The organism is Roseomonas sp. TF40 (genome assembly GCF_057219975.1).
The window spans coordinates 252,114-266,763 of the sequence record NZ_JBXVVR010000007.1; the positions used below are offsets into that span (position 1 = coordinate 252,114).

Annotated in this window: 13 protein-coding genes; 5 read left to right on the top strand and 8 right to left on the bottom strand. The window is 71.0% G+C overall.

Annotated features, from left to right (window positions below; translation table 11 throughout):
* From AC2D9U_RS19700 to AC2D9U_RS19710, 3 genes are all read right to left on the bottom strand, one after another.
* A complete protein-coding gene (locus AC2D9U_RS19700; RefSeq protein WP_484752064.1) occupies nt 1–1,725 on the bottom strand; it encodes an ABC transporter ATP-binding protein in 1,725 nt (574 codons plus the stop codon).
* Between the two features lie 112 nt (nt 1,726–1,837).
* Complete coding sequence (locus tag AC2D9U_RS19705; RefSeq protein WP_484752066.1) at nt 1,838–3,181, bottom strand: glutamate--cysteine ligase; 1,344 nt, start codon at nt 3,179–3,181, stop codon at nt 1,838–1,840.
* A 24-nt stretch (nt 3,182–3,205) separates the two neighbouring features.
* On the bottom strand, nt 3,206–3,937 hold the full coding sequence (locus tag AC2D9U_RS19710) for a 16S rRNA (uracil(1498)-N(3))-methyltransferase (RefSeq protein ID WP_484752068.1): 732 nt from the start codon (nt 3,935–3,937) through the stop codon (nt 3,206–3,208).
* A 29-nt stretch (nt 3,938–3,966) separates the two neighbouring features.
* Here AC2D9U_RS19710 and ubiA point away from each other — a divergent pair, with 29 nt between their 5' ends.
* Genes ubiA through AC2D9U_RS19725 form a run of 3 tightly spaced genes read left to right on the top strand, consistent with a single transcriptional unit; the run spans nt 3,967 to nt 5,953 of the window.
* Nucleotides 3,967–4,866: a 4-hydroxybenzoate octaprenyltransferase gene (ubiA, locus tag AC2D9U_RS19715; RefSeq protein ID WP_484752070.1), complete on the top strand. Its 900-nt coding sequence runs from the start codon at nt 3,967–3,969 to the stop codon at nt 4,864–4,866.
* Complete coding sequence (locus AC2D9U_RS19720; protein ID WP_484752072.1) at nt 4,863–5,510, top strand: class I SAM-dependent methyltransferase; 648 nt, start codon at nt 4,863–4,865, stop codon at nt 5,508–5,510. Before ubiA ends, AC2D9U_RS19720 begins: the two co-directional genes overlap by 4 nt.
* A gap of 29 nt (nt 5,511–5,539) precedes the next feature.
* Complete coding sequence (locus AC2D9U_RS19725) at nt 5,540–5,953, top strand: type IV secretion protein Rhs (protein WP_484752074.1); 414 nt, start codon at nt 5,540–5,542, stop codon at nt 5,951–5,953.
* 52 nt (nt 5,954–6,005) lie between these two features.
* Here the strand turns inward: AC2D9U_RS19725 and AC2D9U_RS19730 are convergent, their stop codons facing one another.
* From AC2D9U_RS19730 to AC2D9U_RS19750, 5 genes are all read right to left on the bottom strand, one after another.
* A complete protein-coding gene (locus tag AC2D9U_RS19730) occupies nt 6,006–6,911 on the bottom strand; it encodes an EamA family transporter (RefSeq protein WP_484752076.1) in 906 nt (301 codons plus the stop codon).
* A 150-nt stretch (nt 6,912–7,061) separates the two neighbouring features.
* On the bottom strand, nt 7,062–8,210 hold the full coding sequence (locus AC2D9U_RS19735; protein ID WP_484752077.1) for a mandelate racemase/muconate lactonizing enzyme family protein: 1,149 nt from the start codon (nt 8,208–8,210) through the stop codon (nt 7,062–7,064).
* 5 nt (nt 8,211–8,215) lie between these two features.
* Nucleotides 8,216–9,187: a Bug family tripartite tricarboxylate transporter substrate binding protein gene (locus tag AC2D9U_RS19740; RefSeq protein ID WP_484752079.1), complete on the bottom strand. Its 972-nt coding sequence runs from the start codon at nt 9,185–9,187 to the stop codon at nt 8,216–8,218.
* Between the two features lie 29 nt (nt 9,188–9,216).
* Complete coding sequence (locus AC2D9U_RS19745; RefSeq protein WP_484752081.1) at nt 9,217–10,632, bottom strand: amidohydrolase family protein; 1,416 nt, start codon at nt 10,630–10,632, stop codon at nt 9,217–9,219.
* Nucleotides 10,633–10,801: 169 nt separating this feature from the next.
* Nucleotides 10,802–12,376: an ABC transporter substrate-binding protein gene (locus AC2D9U_RS19750; RefSeq protein WP_484752083.1), complete on the bottom strand. Its 1,575-nt coding sequence runs from the start codon at nt 12,374–12,376 to the stop codon at nt 10,802–10,804.
* Between the two features lie 144 nt (nt 12,377–12,520).
* Here AC2D9U_RS19750 and AC2D9U_RS19755 point away from each other — a divergent pair, with 144 nt between their 5' ends.
* Entirely contained in the window at nt 12,521–13,219 is a 699-nt protein-coding gene (locus AC2D9U_RS19755) for an SIMPL domain-containing protein (RefSeq protein WP_484752084.1), read from the top strand.
* 4 nt (nt 13,220–13,223) lie between these two features.
* Entirely contained in the window at nt 13,224–14,480 is a 1,257-nt protein-coding gene (locus AC2D9U_RS19760) for a hypothetical protein (RefSeq protein WP_484752085.1), read from the top strand.
* Nucleotides 14,481–14,650: the final 170 nt, after the last annotated feature.

Here is a 14,650-nt window from a genome sequence, read left to right on the forward strand (position 1 = left end):
TCAGGCGGCGGAACTGCCGAACTGGGCCTCATGCAGCGCGCGATACAGCCCGCCCGCGGCGAGCAGCGCGGCATGGGTGCCGCTCTCCACGATGCCGGAGTCGGTCAGCACCAGGATGCGGTCGGCATCGCGGATGGTCGCCAGGCGATGCGCGATGATCAGCGTGGTGCGGCCCTCCGACAGCTCGGCCAGCGATTGCTGGATGGCGCGCTCCGTCTCGGAATCCAGCGCCGAGGTCGCCTCGTCCAGGATCAGGATCGGCGGGTCCTTGAGGAAGATGCGCGCGATGGCGAGGCGCTGCTTCTGGCCGCCGGAGAGCTTCACGCCACGCTCGCCGATGAGGGTGTCGAGCCCCTGGGGCAGGCCCGCGATGACATCGTCGAGGCGCGCGCGATGCGCCGCCGCGCGGATCGCGGATTCAGGCGCATCGAGCCGGCCATAGGCGATGTTCTCGCGCAGCGTGCCGGCAAAGAGGAAGATGTCCTGCTGCACGATGCCGATCTGCCGGCGCAGCGAGGCGCGCGTCAGGTCGCGGATGTCGATTCCGTCCACCGTGATGCGCCCCGCCGTCACGTCGTAGAAGCGCGGCAGCAGCGAACACAGCGTGGTCTTGCCCGCGCCCGAGGGGCCGACCAGCGCCACCGTCTCCCCCGGCGCGATGGCGAGGTCGATGCCGCGCAGCACGGGGCGATCCGCGCTGTAGCCGAAGCCCACGCCCTCATAGCGCACGGCCCCCTGCAGCGCGGGCGCCGCGATGGCGCCGGGCCGGTCCTGCACATCCGGCGCGATGGCGAGCAATTCCTCATAGCGGCGGAAGCCGGCGATGCCCTTCGGATAGGTCTCGATCACCGCGTTGATCTTGTCGAGCGGGCGGTAGAAGACCGCGACCAGCAGCAGGAAGGCGACGAAATCGCCGATGCTGAGCGAGCCCCTGAGGATGAACCAGGTGCCGGCCAGCATCACCACCACCTGCACCATCCGCATGCCGAGGTAGTTCAGCGTCGTGCTGACCGCCATGGTGCGATAGGCTTCGAGCTTGGTGTCGCGGTAGCGCGCATTGTCGGCGGCGAAGAGGCGGCGTTCGTGGTCCTCATTGGCGAAGGCCTGGACCACGCGCATGCCGCCCACATTCTCCTCGATCCGCGCATTGAAGGCGCCGACGCGCCGGAATTGCTGTTGCCAGTTGCGCGTCATCCGCCCGCCATAGCGGCCCACCACCAGGGCGGCGATGGGCACGACCAAGGCGGCGATCAGCGCGAGCTCGACATGCACCAGCAGCATCAGCGTGAAGGCGCCGATGAAGGTCAGCAATGCAACGAGCAGATCCTCCGGCCCGTGATGCGCGACCTCGCCGATCTCCTCGAGATCCTTGGTGACGCGCGCGACGAGATGGCCGGTCTTCTGCTCGTCATAGAAGCGGAAGGAGAGTTTCTGCAGATGGTCGAAGGCGCGGCGGCGCAGTTCCGTCTCGATGGCGATGCCCAGCACATGGCCCCAATAGGTGACGATGGCGTTGAGCGCGCCGGAGGCGAGGTAGAGCGCCATCAGCACGCCGATGGCGAGGATGATGAGGGCGATGTCCTGGCTCGGCAGCAGGTGGTCGATGAAGGCGCGCACCGCCATCGGGAAGCCGAGTTCCAGCGTGCCGAGCAGCGCCGCGCAGCCGAAGTCCAGCGCCAGCAGGCGCTTGTGCGGCGCGTAGTAGGCGAGGAAGCGCCTCAGCATAGAGCAAGAATGGCGGATCGCATCGCGATCCGAGGCCGCGAATGCGGCCCGCCGCCTATGCGGCGAGCCAAGCCGCCGGAGGCGGCGCCCGGCGCCTGAGGGCGCAAAAAAGTCAAATCGCCGCCTCGGCGAAGATGCGCGAGGCATCGCCGGCCCAGGCGCCGTGGTAGCGCGCGAGCCATTGCTCGGCCTGGGTCGCGCCGCTGGCGACGATGGAATCGAGCGGGTCGAGGTAGCGCTGCTCGCCCTTGCCGCGCGCGCGCAGCCCATCGCGGGCGATGGCCAGCGCATCCCGCGCGATGTCGCGCAGCAGCCGGCCCTGGATGCGCGCGCCCAGCGCGAGCTTGGGCACTTCCGTGCGCAGCGCACGGATCTCGGCCACGCTCCAGCCCTTCACCAGCGCGCTCGCGGCCTTCTGCGCCGCGTCGTCATAGATCAGCCCGGTCCAGAAGGCGGGCTTGGCCATCAGCATCGCCGGGCTGCCGGCATCGGCGCCGCGCATCTCCAGGAAGCGCTTCAGCCGCACATCGGTGAAGACCGTGGTCACATGGTCCGCCCAATCGCCCATCGTCGCGCTGTGGCCCTGGAGCTTCTCGGCGCGGCCCTCGAGGAAGGCGCGGAAGGGTACGCCGGCGGCGTCGATCCAGCGCCCCTCGCGCATGATGAAATACATCGGCACGTCGAGCACGAAATCGGCGAAGCGCTCGAAGCCGAAGCCCTGTTCGAAGGCGACCGCCGGGATGCCCGTGCGGTCGGGGTCGGTGTCGGTCCAGACCTTGCCGCGCAGCGTGAGGAAGCCGCTCGGCTTGCCCTCCAGGAAGGGCGAATTGGCGAAGAGCGCGGTGGCCAGCGGCTGCAGCGCGAGCGAGACGCGCAGCTTCTCGACCATGTCGGCCTCGTCGCCGAAGTCGAGATTCACCTGCACCGTGCAGGTGCGCAGCATCATGTCGAGCCCCATGCCGCCGACGCGGGGCATGTAGTTGCGCATGATCGCGTAGCGCCCCTTCGGCATCCAGGGCATGGCCTCGCGCGTGGCGATCGGATGGAAGCCCAAGGGGGCGAAGCCGAGGTCGAGCGGCCCGGCCACGGCGCGCACCTCCTCCAGATGCGAATCGAGCTCCGCCTGGGTCGCGTGCAGATCGGCCATCGGCGCGCCGGAGAGTTCGAACTGCCCGCCGGGCTCGAGGCTGACCGAGCCCTCCCCCTTCTTCAGGCCGATGACGTTGGCGCCATCCAGGATCGGCGACCAGCCCCGGGCCTGCAGCCCTTCCAGCATTGCCTTGATGCCCTGGGGTTCGTAGGCGGGTGCCTGGTATCCCTGGCGGCGGAAGCCGAACTTCTCGTGCTCCGTGCCGATGCGCCAGGCATCGCGCGGCTTCGAGCCGGCGGCGAACCACGCGGCCAATTGGCGCGTGCTGGTGATCGGCGTGAGATCGGCCTCGCCCGGATTCGACATGATCTGCGTTCTCTATCCTGGCGTTCAGACGCGCGGACGCGCCCAATCGCCGAAGCGCGCCTGGATCGCGGCGAGCCCGGCGATGGCGGCCGTCTCGGCCCGGAGGATCCGGGGGCCGAGCGCCACCGCCCCTACAAAGGGCCGCCGCAGCGCGTCGTCAAGCTCAGCCCTGTCGAAGCCCCCCTCGGGGCCGACCAGCAAGGCGGGCAGGGCGGCGGTTTTCATGGCGATGTCATGCAGCGCGGGCGCGGCGCCGCGCTCGGTGGCGACCAGCAGGGGCGTGCCCTCCCAGGCGTCGAGCACGCGGTGCAGCGGCGCGGGCTCGGCGATGTCGGGGATGGACAGGCGCTCGCATTGCTCGGCCGCGGCGCGGGCGATCTGGCGCAGGCGGTCGATGTTGCTGCGCTCGGTGATGGTGCGCCGCGTGACGACGGGCAGCAGGCGCGCCACGCCCAACTCGGTCGCCTTCTCCACCAGCCAGTCCATCGGCTCGCGCTTCAGCAGGGCGATGAGCAGCGCGGGGCCGGGCTCCGGCGCGGGGGGGCGCTGCAGGGTGGCGATGCGGAAGCTCGCGCGGTCCTTGCGCAGGGTTGCGATCTCACCTTCCCAGGCGCCGTCGCGCGCGTTGAACAGCACCACCGCATCGCCGGGGCAGCGGCGCAGCACGGTGCCGAGGTGGTGCGCCTGGCCGGGCGCGGCCTCGACCAGCGCGCCCGGCGCGAGCGGTGCCTCCAGATGCAGGCGTGGGATGGACATGCGGCACCTCCGGCGACACCTATAGCGCCATGACGGGATTCACCGACATCCGGGCCGAGGGCTGGGTCGCGCGCCTGCCGCGGGGCTGGCAGCCCTATGCGCTGCTCGGCCGCTTCGACCGGCCGATCGGCGCCTGGCTGCTGGTGCTGCCCGGCTTCTGGGCCTTCGCCCTGGCCGCGCCGACGGTGCCGGAGGGGGTGCGGCTGACCCTGCTGTTCCTGATCGGCGCCTTCGCCATGCGCGCGGCGGGCTGCGTGGTGAACGACCTCTGGGACCGCGAGCTGGACCGGCAGGTGGAGCGCACGCGCGGCCGCCCGCTTGCCGCCGGCACGGTGCAGCCCTGGCAGGCGCTGGCCTTCGTGGCGGCCCTCGGGCTGGTGGGCCTCGCCGTGCTGGTGCAGCTGAGCTGGAGCGCGATCCTGATCGGGCTGTGCTCGCTGGTGCCCATCGCGCTCTACCCGCTCGCCAAGCGCGTGACGGATTACCCGCAGGCGGTGCTCGGCTTCGTGTTCTCCTGGGCGGCGCCGACGGGCTATGCGGCCGCCACGGGCGGGCTGGATGGCGCGGCGCTGGCGCTGTGGGGCGCGGGCTTCTTCTGGATCCTCGGCTACGACACGATCTACGCGCATCAGGACCGCGCGGATGACGCGGCCGTGGGCATCCGCAGCACGGCGCGGCGCTTCGAGCACAGTTCGCGACGCTTCATCGGCGCCTGCTATGCGGCCTGCGTGGCGCTGCTGGCACTGAGCGGATGGCTCGCCGGGCTCTCCTGGTGGTTCCTGGCGGCGCTGGCGGCGCCGGCGGCGATGCTCGCCTGGCAGGTGAAGCGGCTCGACATCCACGACCCGGCGGGCTGCCTGCGCCTGTTCAAGGCGAATCGCGAGGTCGGGCTGGCCATCGCACTGGCCTTCCTGGTCGGGCGGCTGTGAGGGCGCCGGCGGATTTCATCCGCGCGCATACCGCGATCGCCCGCGCCCCCCTGGTGCCGGAGATCGCGCTGCATCTCGCCACGGAGATCACGCCGATCTGGCAGGCCACCGAGGAGTGGCTGGCCCAGGCCAATATCGAGCCGCCCTTCTGGGCCTTCGCCTGGCCGGGCGGGCAGGCGCTGGCGCGGGCGGTGCTGGACCGGCCCGACTCCGTCGCCGGCCAGCGCGTGCTGGATTTCGCCGCCGGCTGCGGCATCGGCGCCATCGCCGCCGCGCAGGCCGGCGCTTCCCGCGTGGAGGTGGCGGAGATCGACCCCCTCGCCCTCGCCGCCTGCACGCTGAACGCGGCGCTGAACGGCGTCACGCTCGAGGTGATCGAGGGCGATGTCGTCGGCGCGCCCTGTCGCTGGGATGTGATCCTGGCCGGCGATGTCTGCTACGAGGCGCCGATGACGGCGCATATCCTGCCCTGGCTGCGGGCCATGGCGGCGGCGGGCGCCGAGGTCTGGATCGCCGATCCGGGCCGCGCCTACCTGCCGCGCGCGGGGCTGCAGCCCCTCTCGACCCATGCCGTGCCGACCAGCCTGGAGCTGGAGGACCGGACCGAGCGCCTGGTCACCATCGCCCGATTGCTGCCCTGCTGACGCCACGCCGCACCGCCATCCTGCCCGCCATGCGCCGCCTGATCCTGCTGCTGCTCCTCCTCGCCCTGCCCGCCGCGGCGCAGACCAGGCGCGACTATGATGCGCTGGGCCGCAACACCGGCCGGACCGAGACGCGGGGCGAGACGGAGCGGCACTATGATTCGCTGGGGCGCGCCCAGGGCCGCACCGAGACGCGCGGCGACACGCAGCGCCACTACGATGCCCAGGGCCGCACCCTCGGCCGCAGCGAGACGCGCGGCGATACGCAGCGCCACTACGATTCGCAGGGCCGCGCCACCGGGCGTTCGGAGACACGCGGCGGCACCACGCGCCACTATGACGCGCAGGGCCGCAGCACCGGACGGTCGGAGGTCTCCAACGGCACGGTGCGGCATTATGACGCGCAGGGCCGCCAGATCGGGCGCAGCGAGCAGCGGCGTTAGAGCGTGATGACTTGAGGTGGAATCACCGAAAAGTCTGAATCACGCGATCAAGCTAACGCGCCCCGATCAGCACCAGCACCACGCCCGACACGACGACAAGCGCGCCGATGACATCGCTGCGCTTCGCGGCCTCGCGCAGATAGAAGCGGCTGAAGGCGAGGGTGAAGAGGATCTCCACCTGCCCCACCGCGCGCACCATCGCCACCGGCGCCAGGGCGAAGGCCGAGAACCAGCAGGCCGAGCCCAGCGCGGAGAGCGCGCCCACCTGCGCGCTGTCGCGCCAGGTGGTGAAGATGGCGCGGAACTGCGCGGGCTCGGTGCGCGCGAGCCACCCGCCCTGCATCAGCGTCTGCAGCGTGTTGATCAGCACCAGGATCAGCAGCGCCTTGAACACCACATCCTCACCGGGCATGGCCTGGTTCGCCGCCTTGATGAGCACGCCGGTGAAGCCGAAGCAGAAGCCCGCGCCGATGCCGCACAGCGCCGCCGGCTGGAACAGCCCGCGCAGCGCCTCGCCCAGGCTCGCCACGCGCCCGGCCAGCGAGAGATACAGCACGCCCCCCACGCCGATCGCGATGCCAAGCCAGGCGAGCAGCGCGAGATGCTCGCCGAGCAGCAGGGCGGCAACCACGGCCGTCTGCATCGCCTCGGTCTTCGCATAGGCCGTGCCGACGGCGAAGTTGCGATGGCCGAAGGCCATGATGAGCAGGTTGGTGCCGATGATCTGCCCCAGCCCCGCCACGGCACAGAGCCCGAAGACCACGAGGCTCAGCGCCGGGATCTGACCGCCGATGCCGAACATGTAGAGCAGCACGAGCAGGATCCCGACCGGCACGCCGTAGAGGTAGCGCACCACGCCCGCCGCATTCACCGAAAGCTGCCCACGCAGCTTCTGCTGCATGGCAGTGCGCCAGCACTGGAACAGCGCGGCGGTGACGCTGAAGCCGATCCAGCCCATCAGACCGGTGCGCGCGGATCGTTGCCGATCCGCCCCTCAGTCGCCGGGCGGCCGCATCCGCGGCCTTGGCTACGCGGCACGTGCCGCGGCGGCCCTTCGGCCGCTCGCCCGCCTTCGGCGGGCGCTGGCGAGACCAGCATCGCTCCGGCCTCAACCAAGGCGCGGATCAAGCCAGGGCCGGTCCATCCGCTGCCACGGCGCGTGGGGCCCCGGGCCGAGGCGCAGGCCGAGCCCGGGCGCCTGGGGCAGGGCGGCGTGGCCCGCCTCGAAGCGCAGGCTCTCGCCCTCGACCATGTCGAAGAAGGCCTCCGTCTCGCCGAACTGCACTTCCAGCATCAGGAAGTTGGCGATGGTGGCGCAGAGATGGACGGAATGCGCGTGGCAGACCGGCCCCGTCGGGTTGTGCGGCGCGATCTCGATGCCCGCCGTCTGCGCGAGCGCGGCAATGCGCTGGATCTCCACCAGCCCGCCGGCATGTTTCGCATCGGGCATCAGCACGTCGTAGCAGCCGGCCTCGATCACCGCGCGATAGGCGCCGAGCCCGCTGAGCGATTCCGCGCCGGCGAGGCGCATGCCGCGTTCATTCGCCAGGCCGCGCAGCCGCGCGATCTCGCGCCGATTCGCCTCGGCAATCGGGCATTCCAGCCAGAACAGGTCGAAGGGCGCGACGTCGCGGATCAGCGCCGCCGCGCCGCCGGGGGAGAAACGCCAATGCGCATCGACCATCAGGTCGATGTCGGACCCGATCGCCGCGCGCACCGCGGCGATGCGCGCGAGGCCCTGGGCATAGGCGGCACGGTTCTCCGCGCTCGCCCCATCCTCCCACATCAGCGGCTCGAAGGGCGCGAGCTTGAGACTGGCGAATCCCTCCGCCACGGCGCGCCGCGCGGCGGCGGCGAAGCCCTCGGGCGTGCGGGGATTCGTGCCGCGGTTGATGTTGGCATAGAGCCGCACCGGCGCGCGCAGCGCCCCGCCGAGCAGCGCATGGATCGGCTCGCCATGGCGCTGCCCGGCCAGGTCGCACAGCGCCTGTTCCAGCGCCGAGAGCGCGGTGGCCGCGACCAGCCCCCCCGGCGCCTGCGGCACCAGCCGCGCGAGGCGGTTGCGCGCGGCGGCATCTTCGCCGCGCAGCGTCGCGTCAAGCCGCGCGACCTCCGCCGCCACCAGCGCTTCCTGGTTCGCGAGGGTGCATTCGCCCAGGCCCGTCAGCCCGTCCTCGGTGTGCACTTCCAGGAAGCACCAATTCGTCTTGGGCGTGACGCTGATGCCGCGAAAGCGGATGGCCGAGATCTTCGGCACCCGCGCTACTCCGCCCGGATGTTGGCGCGCTGGGCGAGATCGCGCCACTTCGCGATGTCGCTGCGCACGCGCTCGGCCAGCACCTCGGGCGAGCTGGCGACGACCTGCCCGCCGATCAGCTTCACGCGCTCCACCACCTCGGGCAGCCGGCCGATCCGCTGCAATTCGGGCACCAGCCGATCCACGATGGGGCGCGGCAGGCCCGGCGGGCCGAACAGCGCGTTCCAGGCGATGGTCTCGAAGCCGGGCAGGCCGCTTTCATGCAGAGTCGGCACATCCGGCAGGTCGGGCCAGCGCTCCATGCTGGTCACCGCGAGCATCCGCGCCTCGCCGCGCGTGACGAAGGGCAGGATGTTGACGAGGTTCGCGATCACGAAGGGCGCATCGCCCGTCACCACCGCCTGGCCGAATTGCGCGGCGCCGCGATAGGGGATGTGCTCCAGTTGCACGCCGGCCATCTGCTTGAACAGCTCGGCCGAGAGATGCGCCGAGGAACCCACGCCGCCGCTGCCGTAGTTGAAGGTGTTGGGCGGGCGCGCCTTGATCATCGCGATCAGCTCGGCGACCGAGTTCACCGGGAAGATCCGCGGGTTGACCACCAGCGCGTTCGGCCCGGTGACGAGCAGCGAGATGGGCGTGAAATCGGTCTCGAGGTTGTAGGGCAGGTCGCGATAGAGCGCGGCGTTGATGCCGTTCGACCCGGCATTGCCCAGCAGCAGCGTCGTGCCGTCGGGGGCGGCGCGGAACACCGTCTCGACACCGAGCCGCCCGCCCGCCCCGGCGCGGTTCTCCACCACGAAGGGCTGGCCGAGCGCGCGTTCGAGGAAGGGGCCGAAGAGGCGGATGGTGACGTCGTTGCCGCCACCGGGCAGGCCGGGCTCCACCACGCGCACCGGGCGCGTGGGCCAGGCCTGGGCGCGGGCCAGGCCGGGCAGGGCAAGGGCGCCCCCCGCGGCCAGCAGCATGCGTCTTTTCATCTCGTGCGTCCTTCCTCTCCGCGCGGCGTTCAGCGCCGCGTCCTGCCCCAGCCCGGGTCTTCCACAATCATGTGGCCGAGCTTCGATCGCGTGAGCATCGCGCTCGCCTCGCGCCAGGCGGCGGTGGCGATTTCCGTGGAATCGAGATGCGGCGTCACGCGGTCGCGCATCATCACGCGCCCGCCCACCACCACATCCATCACGTCATGCCCATTGGCGAAGTAGACCACGCGCGCCACCGGCATGTTGGCCGGCGCCATGTGCGGCGCGCTGAGATCCACCGTGATCATGTCTGCAAGCTTGCCGACCTCGAGGCTGCCGATCTCATGCGCCATGCCAAGGCCCCTGGCCGCGTCGATCGTCACCATCTCCAGCGCCTTGCCCGGCGGGATCATGGTCTCGTCGCGGAAATGACGCTGGTGGTAGCGGATGCACTGGAACATGTGGCGGAACATGTCGCCGCTGCGATCGGGCGCGGTGGCGTCGGAGCCGATCATCACCGTCACGCCCGCCTCCATCATCTTCGGCGCCGGGCAATAGCCGCGCACCGCCGCGATGGCCGAGGGGTTGTGCACCACCGAAGTGCCCGTGCGCACCAGCGTGTCGATGTCGGCATCCGTCAGGTCGGTGCAGTGGCTCAGCCAGGCATCGGGGCCGAGCAGGCCGAACATGCGGTCCGCAAGCTCGATGCTGCCCTGGCGGTGGCCATCCTGGTGGAACAGCGCGCCATGCTTGCGCCCGGCCTCCCGCACCGCCGTGCCCTGGCGCTCGATCTGCGCGACCAGCGCGGGGTCGTGCTTCGCCTCCCGATAGACGGGCATCAGGGTGGCGATGTGCATGCCATCCTTGCCGTGCCACGTCTCGAGTCCGGCGACGATGGTCTCGAGCTGCTGCGCGAATTCCACCGGCCTTTCCGTGCCGTCCGGGCCGACATAGGGGCGCGGGAAGGGCGGGCGAGTCGGGCCAAGCACAAGGATCGAGCGGATGCCGACCTCGCGCACCGCTTCGCAATGCACATCGGTGAAGATGGGGTGATCCACGCGCCCGATGCTGTCGCCGCCACCCAGCAGCGACACGCCGGTGGTGACACCGAAGCGCAGGCGTTCGAAGGCGGCGAGCTTGGCCTCCGCGCGCCAGAATTCGGGCGGCGAGGCCAGGGTGTAGATGATGCGGCAGGCCTCGGTCCAAGCGGCGCCGTCATTGTTGCCCATGGTCTTCACCAGCCCGTGGCCGGCATGGGCGTGGCCGTCGATCAGGCCGGGCAGGATGGCGCGGCCGCGCGCCTCGATCACCTGCTTCGCCTCGCCATGCTTGGCGACCACCTCCTTGGTCGGGCCGACAGCGGTGATGCGGCCATCCTTGATGGCGACGGCGCCGTCATCGAGCACCCGGCGCGTCTCATCCATGGTGATGACGACGCCGCCGCGAATCAGAAGATCGGTCATGCTACCCAAAGCTCCCTTTCAACACGCGGTCCGCGCTCTTTGCGCGGCCCGCGGCTAGTTCGTCACGCCTCGTGCGTGCCTTTGGCACGACGAAGCCAAGCCGGCGGATGCCGACGCCCGTCACGCCGAAGGCTTGCCTTCGGCACGACGTCTCAGGGCACGCGAAACCTCAATCCACTTTCACCAGCCAGAGGCGCAGGCGATTATCCGGCGCCTGGCGCAGGTCGATGCCCCGGCGCGCCGCCCAGGCGATGGGCTGCTGGAACAGCGGCACATGCGCGATCTCGGCGCGTTCGATGGCCAGCGCCTCCCGGATGAAACCGCGGCGCGAGGTCTCGTCGGGCGCCTCGGCGGCCTGGTTCACCAGCGCGTCGAAGGCCGCATTGGTCCAGCGGCCATAGTTCAGACCGCCCGTCGTGGGCGAGGCCGTGCGCAGTACCTCGTTCAGCGTCGAGTAGCTGTCCGCCAGCGGCAGGCCGGCATGGCCGAGCATGAACATCGAGAAATCGCGATTCGCTGTGCGACGCGACCACACGGCCGTCGGCTCGCTCTGCAGCTGCAGCCGCACGCCGACGCGCGCCAGCATCGCCGCCACCGCCTGGCAGGTGCGTTCGTCATTCACGTAGCGGTCATTCGGGCAGACGATGCCGACCGAGAAGCCGTTCGGGTAGCCGGCCTCGGCCAGCAGGCGGCGCGAAGCCTCCGGGTCGAAGGGCAGGCGCGCATTGAGGTCCTGCGGCGCGCCCGTCAGGAAGGGGCTCACCATCATGCCTGCCGGCCAGGCCTTGCCGCGCATCACGGTGCGCACCAGCGCGTCCACGTCGATGGCGCGGTAGATCGCCTCGCGCACCCGGCGGTCCTTCAGCGGGTTGCGGCCCTGCACGTCGCTGTAGAGCAGCTGGTCGCGTTCATGGTCGAAGCCGAGATAGATGGTGCGCAGCTCCGGCCCCTCGATCACCTGCACGCGGTTGTCCTGCAGCAGGCGGGGAATGTCCTGAAGCGGCACCTCGACGCTGGCGTCAATGGCGCCCGAGAGCAGGCTGGCCGTGCGCGTCGCCGCCGAGCGGATCGGCTGGAAGGTGACGCGGGTGAGGTTGTGCACCGGCGTGTCCCACCAGCCGGCATGGGGCTCGAGCACCGTGCGCTCATCGGGGCTGCGCGCGGTGATGCGGAAGGGGCCCGTGCCGTTCGCCGCGCGCGTCGCCCCGCTCTCCTGCTGCTGGGAGAGGTTGGCGGCCTGCGTCGCGTTGTTCGCACGGGACCAGCCCTCATCCATGATAAAGAACTGCGTGATGGAGGCGAGGAGGATCGGGAAGGGGCGATGCGTCTCGATCTCGATCGTGTGGCTGTCGATCTTGCGGATTTCCTTGATCGCGCCGAGCAGCCCGCGCGCCATGGAGCCGGGGCCGTTCACGCGCGTCCAGGTAAAGAGCACGTCGTCCGCGTCGAAGCTCTCGCCATTATGGAACACGACGTTCCGGCGGAGGTTGAAGCGCCAGACGGTGGGCGTCGTGCGCTCCCAGCTGGTGGCGAGCGCGGGTTCGATCTCGATGCGGTCATTGTGCCGCACCAGGGCCTCATAGACGTTGCCCATGAAGGTATTGGTGAAGGTGTTGTTGGAGGAATGCGGATCAAGCGTCAGCACATCCGCATTGAACGCCCAGGTGAAGTTCTTGGCCTGGGCGGCGGGGGTGACAGCGAGCAGGCCGAGGGCGGCGGTCGCGGCGAGCAGCAGGTGGCGCATGGCGGATCTCCAGCGAGGATGCGGTAGCGTCCGTCCGCATCGCGCACACGTCAACCGCCTTGCGAAAAGCTGACACGCCGGCGCCGTGATCCCGCCATGGCTTCTGCGCTACAAAGAGGCTGTCCTTGCTCCGGAGTCCGCCCGATGCGCCGCGCCCTGTTGATGCTGCCCCTCGCCTTGCTCGCCACGCCACTGGCCGCGCAGCCGGCCCCTGCGCCCTCTGGCCTGGCGGAGACGCTGCTGCATATCGGCGAGACCGCTGAGGTCACGCGCGCGCCGGACGAGGTGACCGCCACGCTGCGCGCCGAGGCCCGCGCCGGCACCGCCGCCGCGGTGCAGGAGGCGGTGAACCGGACCATTGCCGCCGCTGTGGCGCGCGCCCAAGCCACGCCAGGCATCCGCGTCTCGACGGGGGGCTACTGGACCTCGCGCGTCGATGAGGGGCGGAGCTGGCAGGCGACGCAGAGCCTGACCCTGCGCGGGGCTGACCCGACAAAGCTGCTGGAGCTGGCCGGCGCCCTGCAGGGCCAGGGCTTGGCCCTGGGTGGCTTGAGCTTCGGCCTGACGCGCGAGGCGCATCGCGCCGCCCGGCAGGAGGCCTCGGCCCAGGCGCTGGAGGCGCTTCAGAAGCGCGCCGAGGCGGTGGCCGCGCAGCTCGGCCTGCAATTGGTGGGGCTGCGCGAAGTGCGGATCGACGCGGCGGAGCGCCACACGCCCCGCCCGATGCCCGCCCCCATGGTCCGCGCCACCGCCAGCCCCGCCGCCGCACCACCCGTCGCGGTGGCCGAGGATGTGGTGGTCGGCGCGGGGGTTGAGGCGGTGGCGGTGCTCCGGCCAAGGTAAGGGCATGCGCGCTTTCCTTCTTGGCCTGATTCTCCTTTTCCCCTCGATCGTTCCGGCCCAGGAGGCCGTGCATGGCGGCCCCGTGCGGGCACTCGCCGTGGCAATGGATGGCACCCTGGCCTCGGCCGGGTTCGACCAGTCGATGATCCTCTGGGACCCTGCCAGCGGCCGGGCGCGCGCCGTGGTGCGCTGGCATGCGGGGGCGGTGAACGCGCTCGCCGCCTTGCCCGGCGGCTTCTTCGCCAGCAGCGGGGAGGACCGGCGCATCGCGCTCTGGCCCCCGCGCCCGGGCGCGCAGCCACTGCGTGTGCTGGAAGGACATGAGGCGCAGATCGTCGCCCTCGCCGCCCAGGGCGAGCGCCTGGCTTCCGCCTCCTGGGACGGCACGGCACGCGTGTGGGACCTCACCGGCCGCGCGCCGGTGCGGGTGCTGTCGGGCCATCAGGGCAACGTCAACGCCGTGGCCTTCCGCCCCGATGGCGTGGTCGCCACCGCTGGCTTCGATGGAACGGTACGGCTCTGGCCGGAGGGCGAGGCGCCGCAGACGCTGGCCGAGTTCGGCCTGCCCCGCAACGCGCTGACCGCGCTGCCGGATGGCACGCTGGCGGTGGGCGGGGTGGATGGGCTGGTGCACCTGATCAGCCCCGAGGGCGCGCTGCGCGAGATCGCCGCCGGGGCGCGGCCCATCGTCGCACTCGCGGCGAGCCCGGATGGCAGCCTGCTCGCGGCTGGCTCGCTGGGCGGCAGCGTCACGATCTGGGATGTGGCGAGCACGCGTCTGCGTCACACGCTGGAAGGACCCGGCCTGCCGGTCTGGTCCGCGGCGTTCGGCACCGATGGGCGCAGCCTCTGGACCGGTGGGACGGATCGGCGTGTCCGGCGCTGGGACGCCGCGACCGGGCGCCCCGTCGGCCCGCTTGGCGGCGAGCCGGAGTCGACAACGGCGGCGGGGCTCGACCCGCATGGGGCGCGGGTCTTCCGCGCATGCGCCGCCTGCCATGCCCTCACCGCGGAGGGCGGGAACATGGCCGGGCCGCATCTGCACCGCCTCTTCGGCCGGCGCATGGGCAGCGTCCCTGGCTATGAGTACTCCGAACGCCTCGCGCGTGGGGATATCACCTGGACGGTGGAGACGGTGGCGGACCTTTTCACCCGAGGGCCGGACGAGGTGACGCCCGGCACCAAGATGCCGATCCAGACGGTGGGCAATGCCGAGGATCTCGCGGCGCTGCTACGCTTTCTGCAGGCCGCAACGCGTTAGGTGGCGTCGCGATGGAGTTTGCCGCTCTGGGGCTGTGTTGGTTGTGTGGCTGCGTGGCCAACACCCAGAAAAACGGAGCCCTGGATAGACAGTGACGTGCTCCCCGGAAACGGCGCCATTTTTCGGTAGAGTCCGATCCAGCGAAGGACGGACGAATGAAGCGCAGTAGG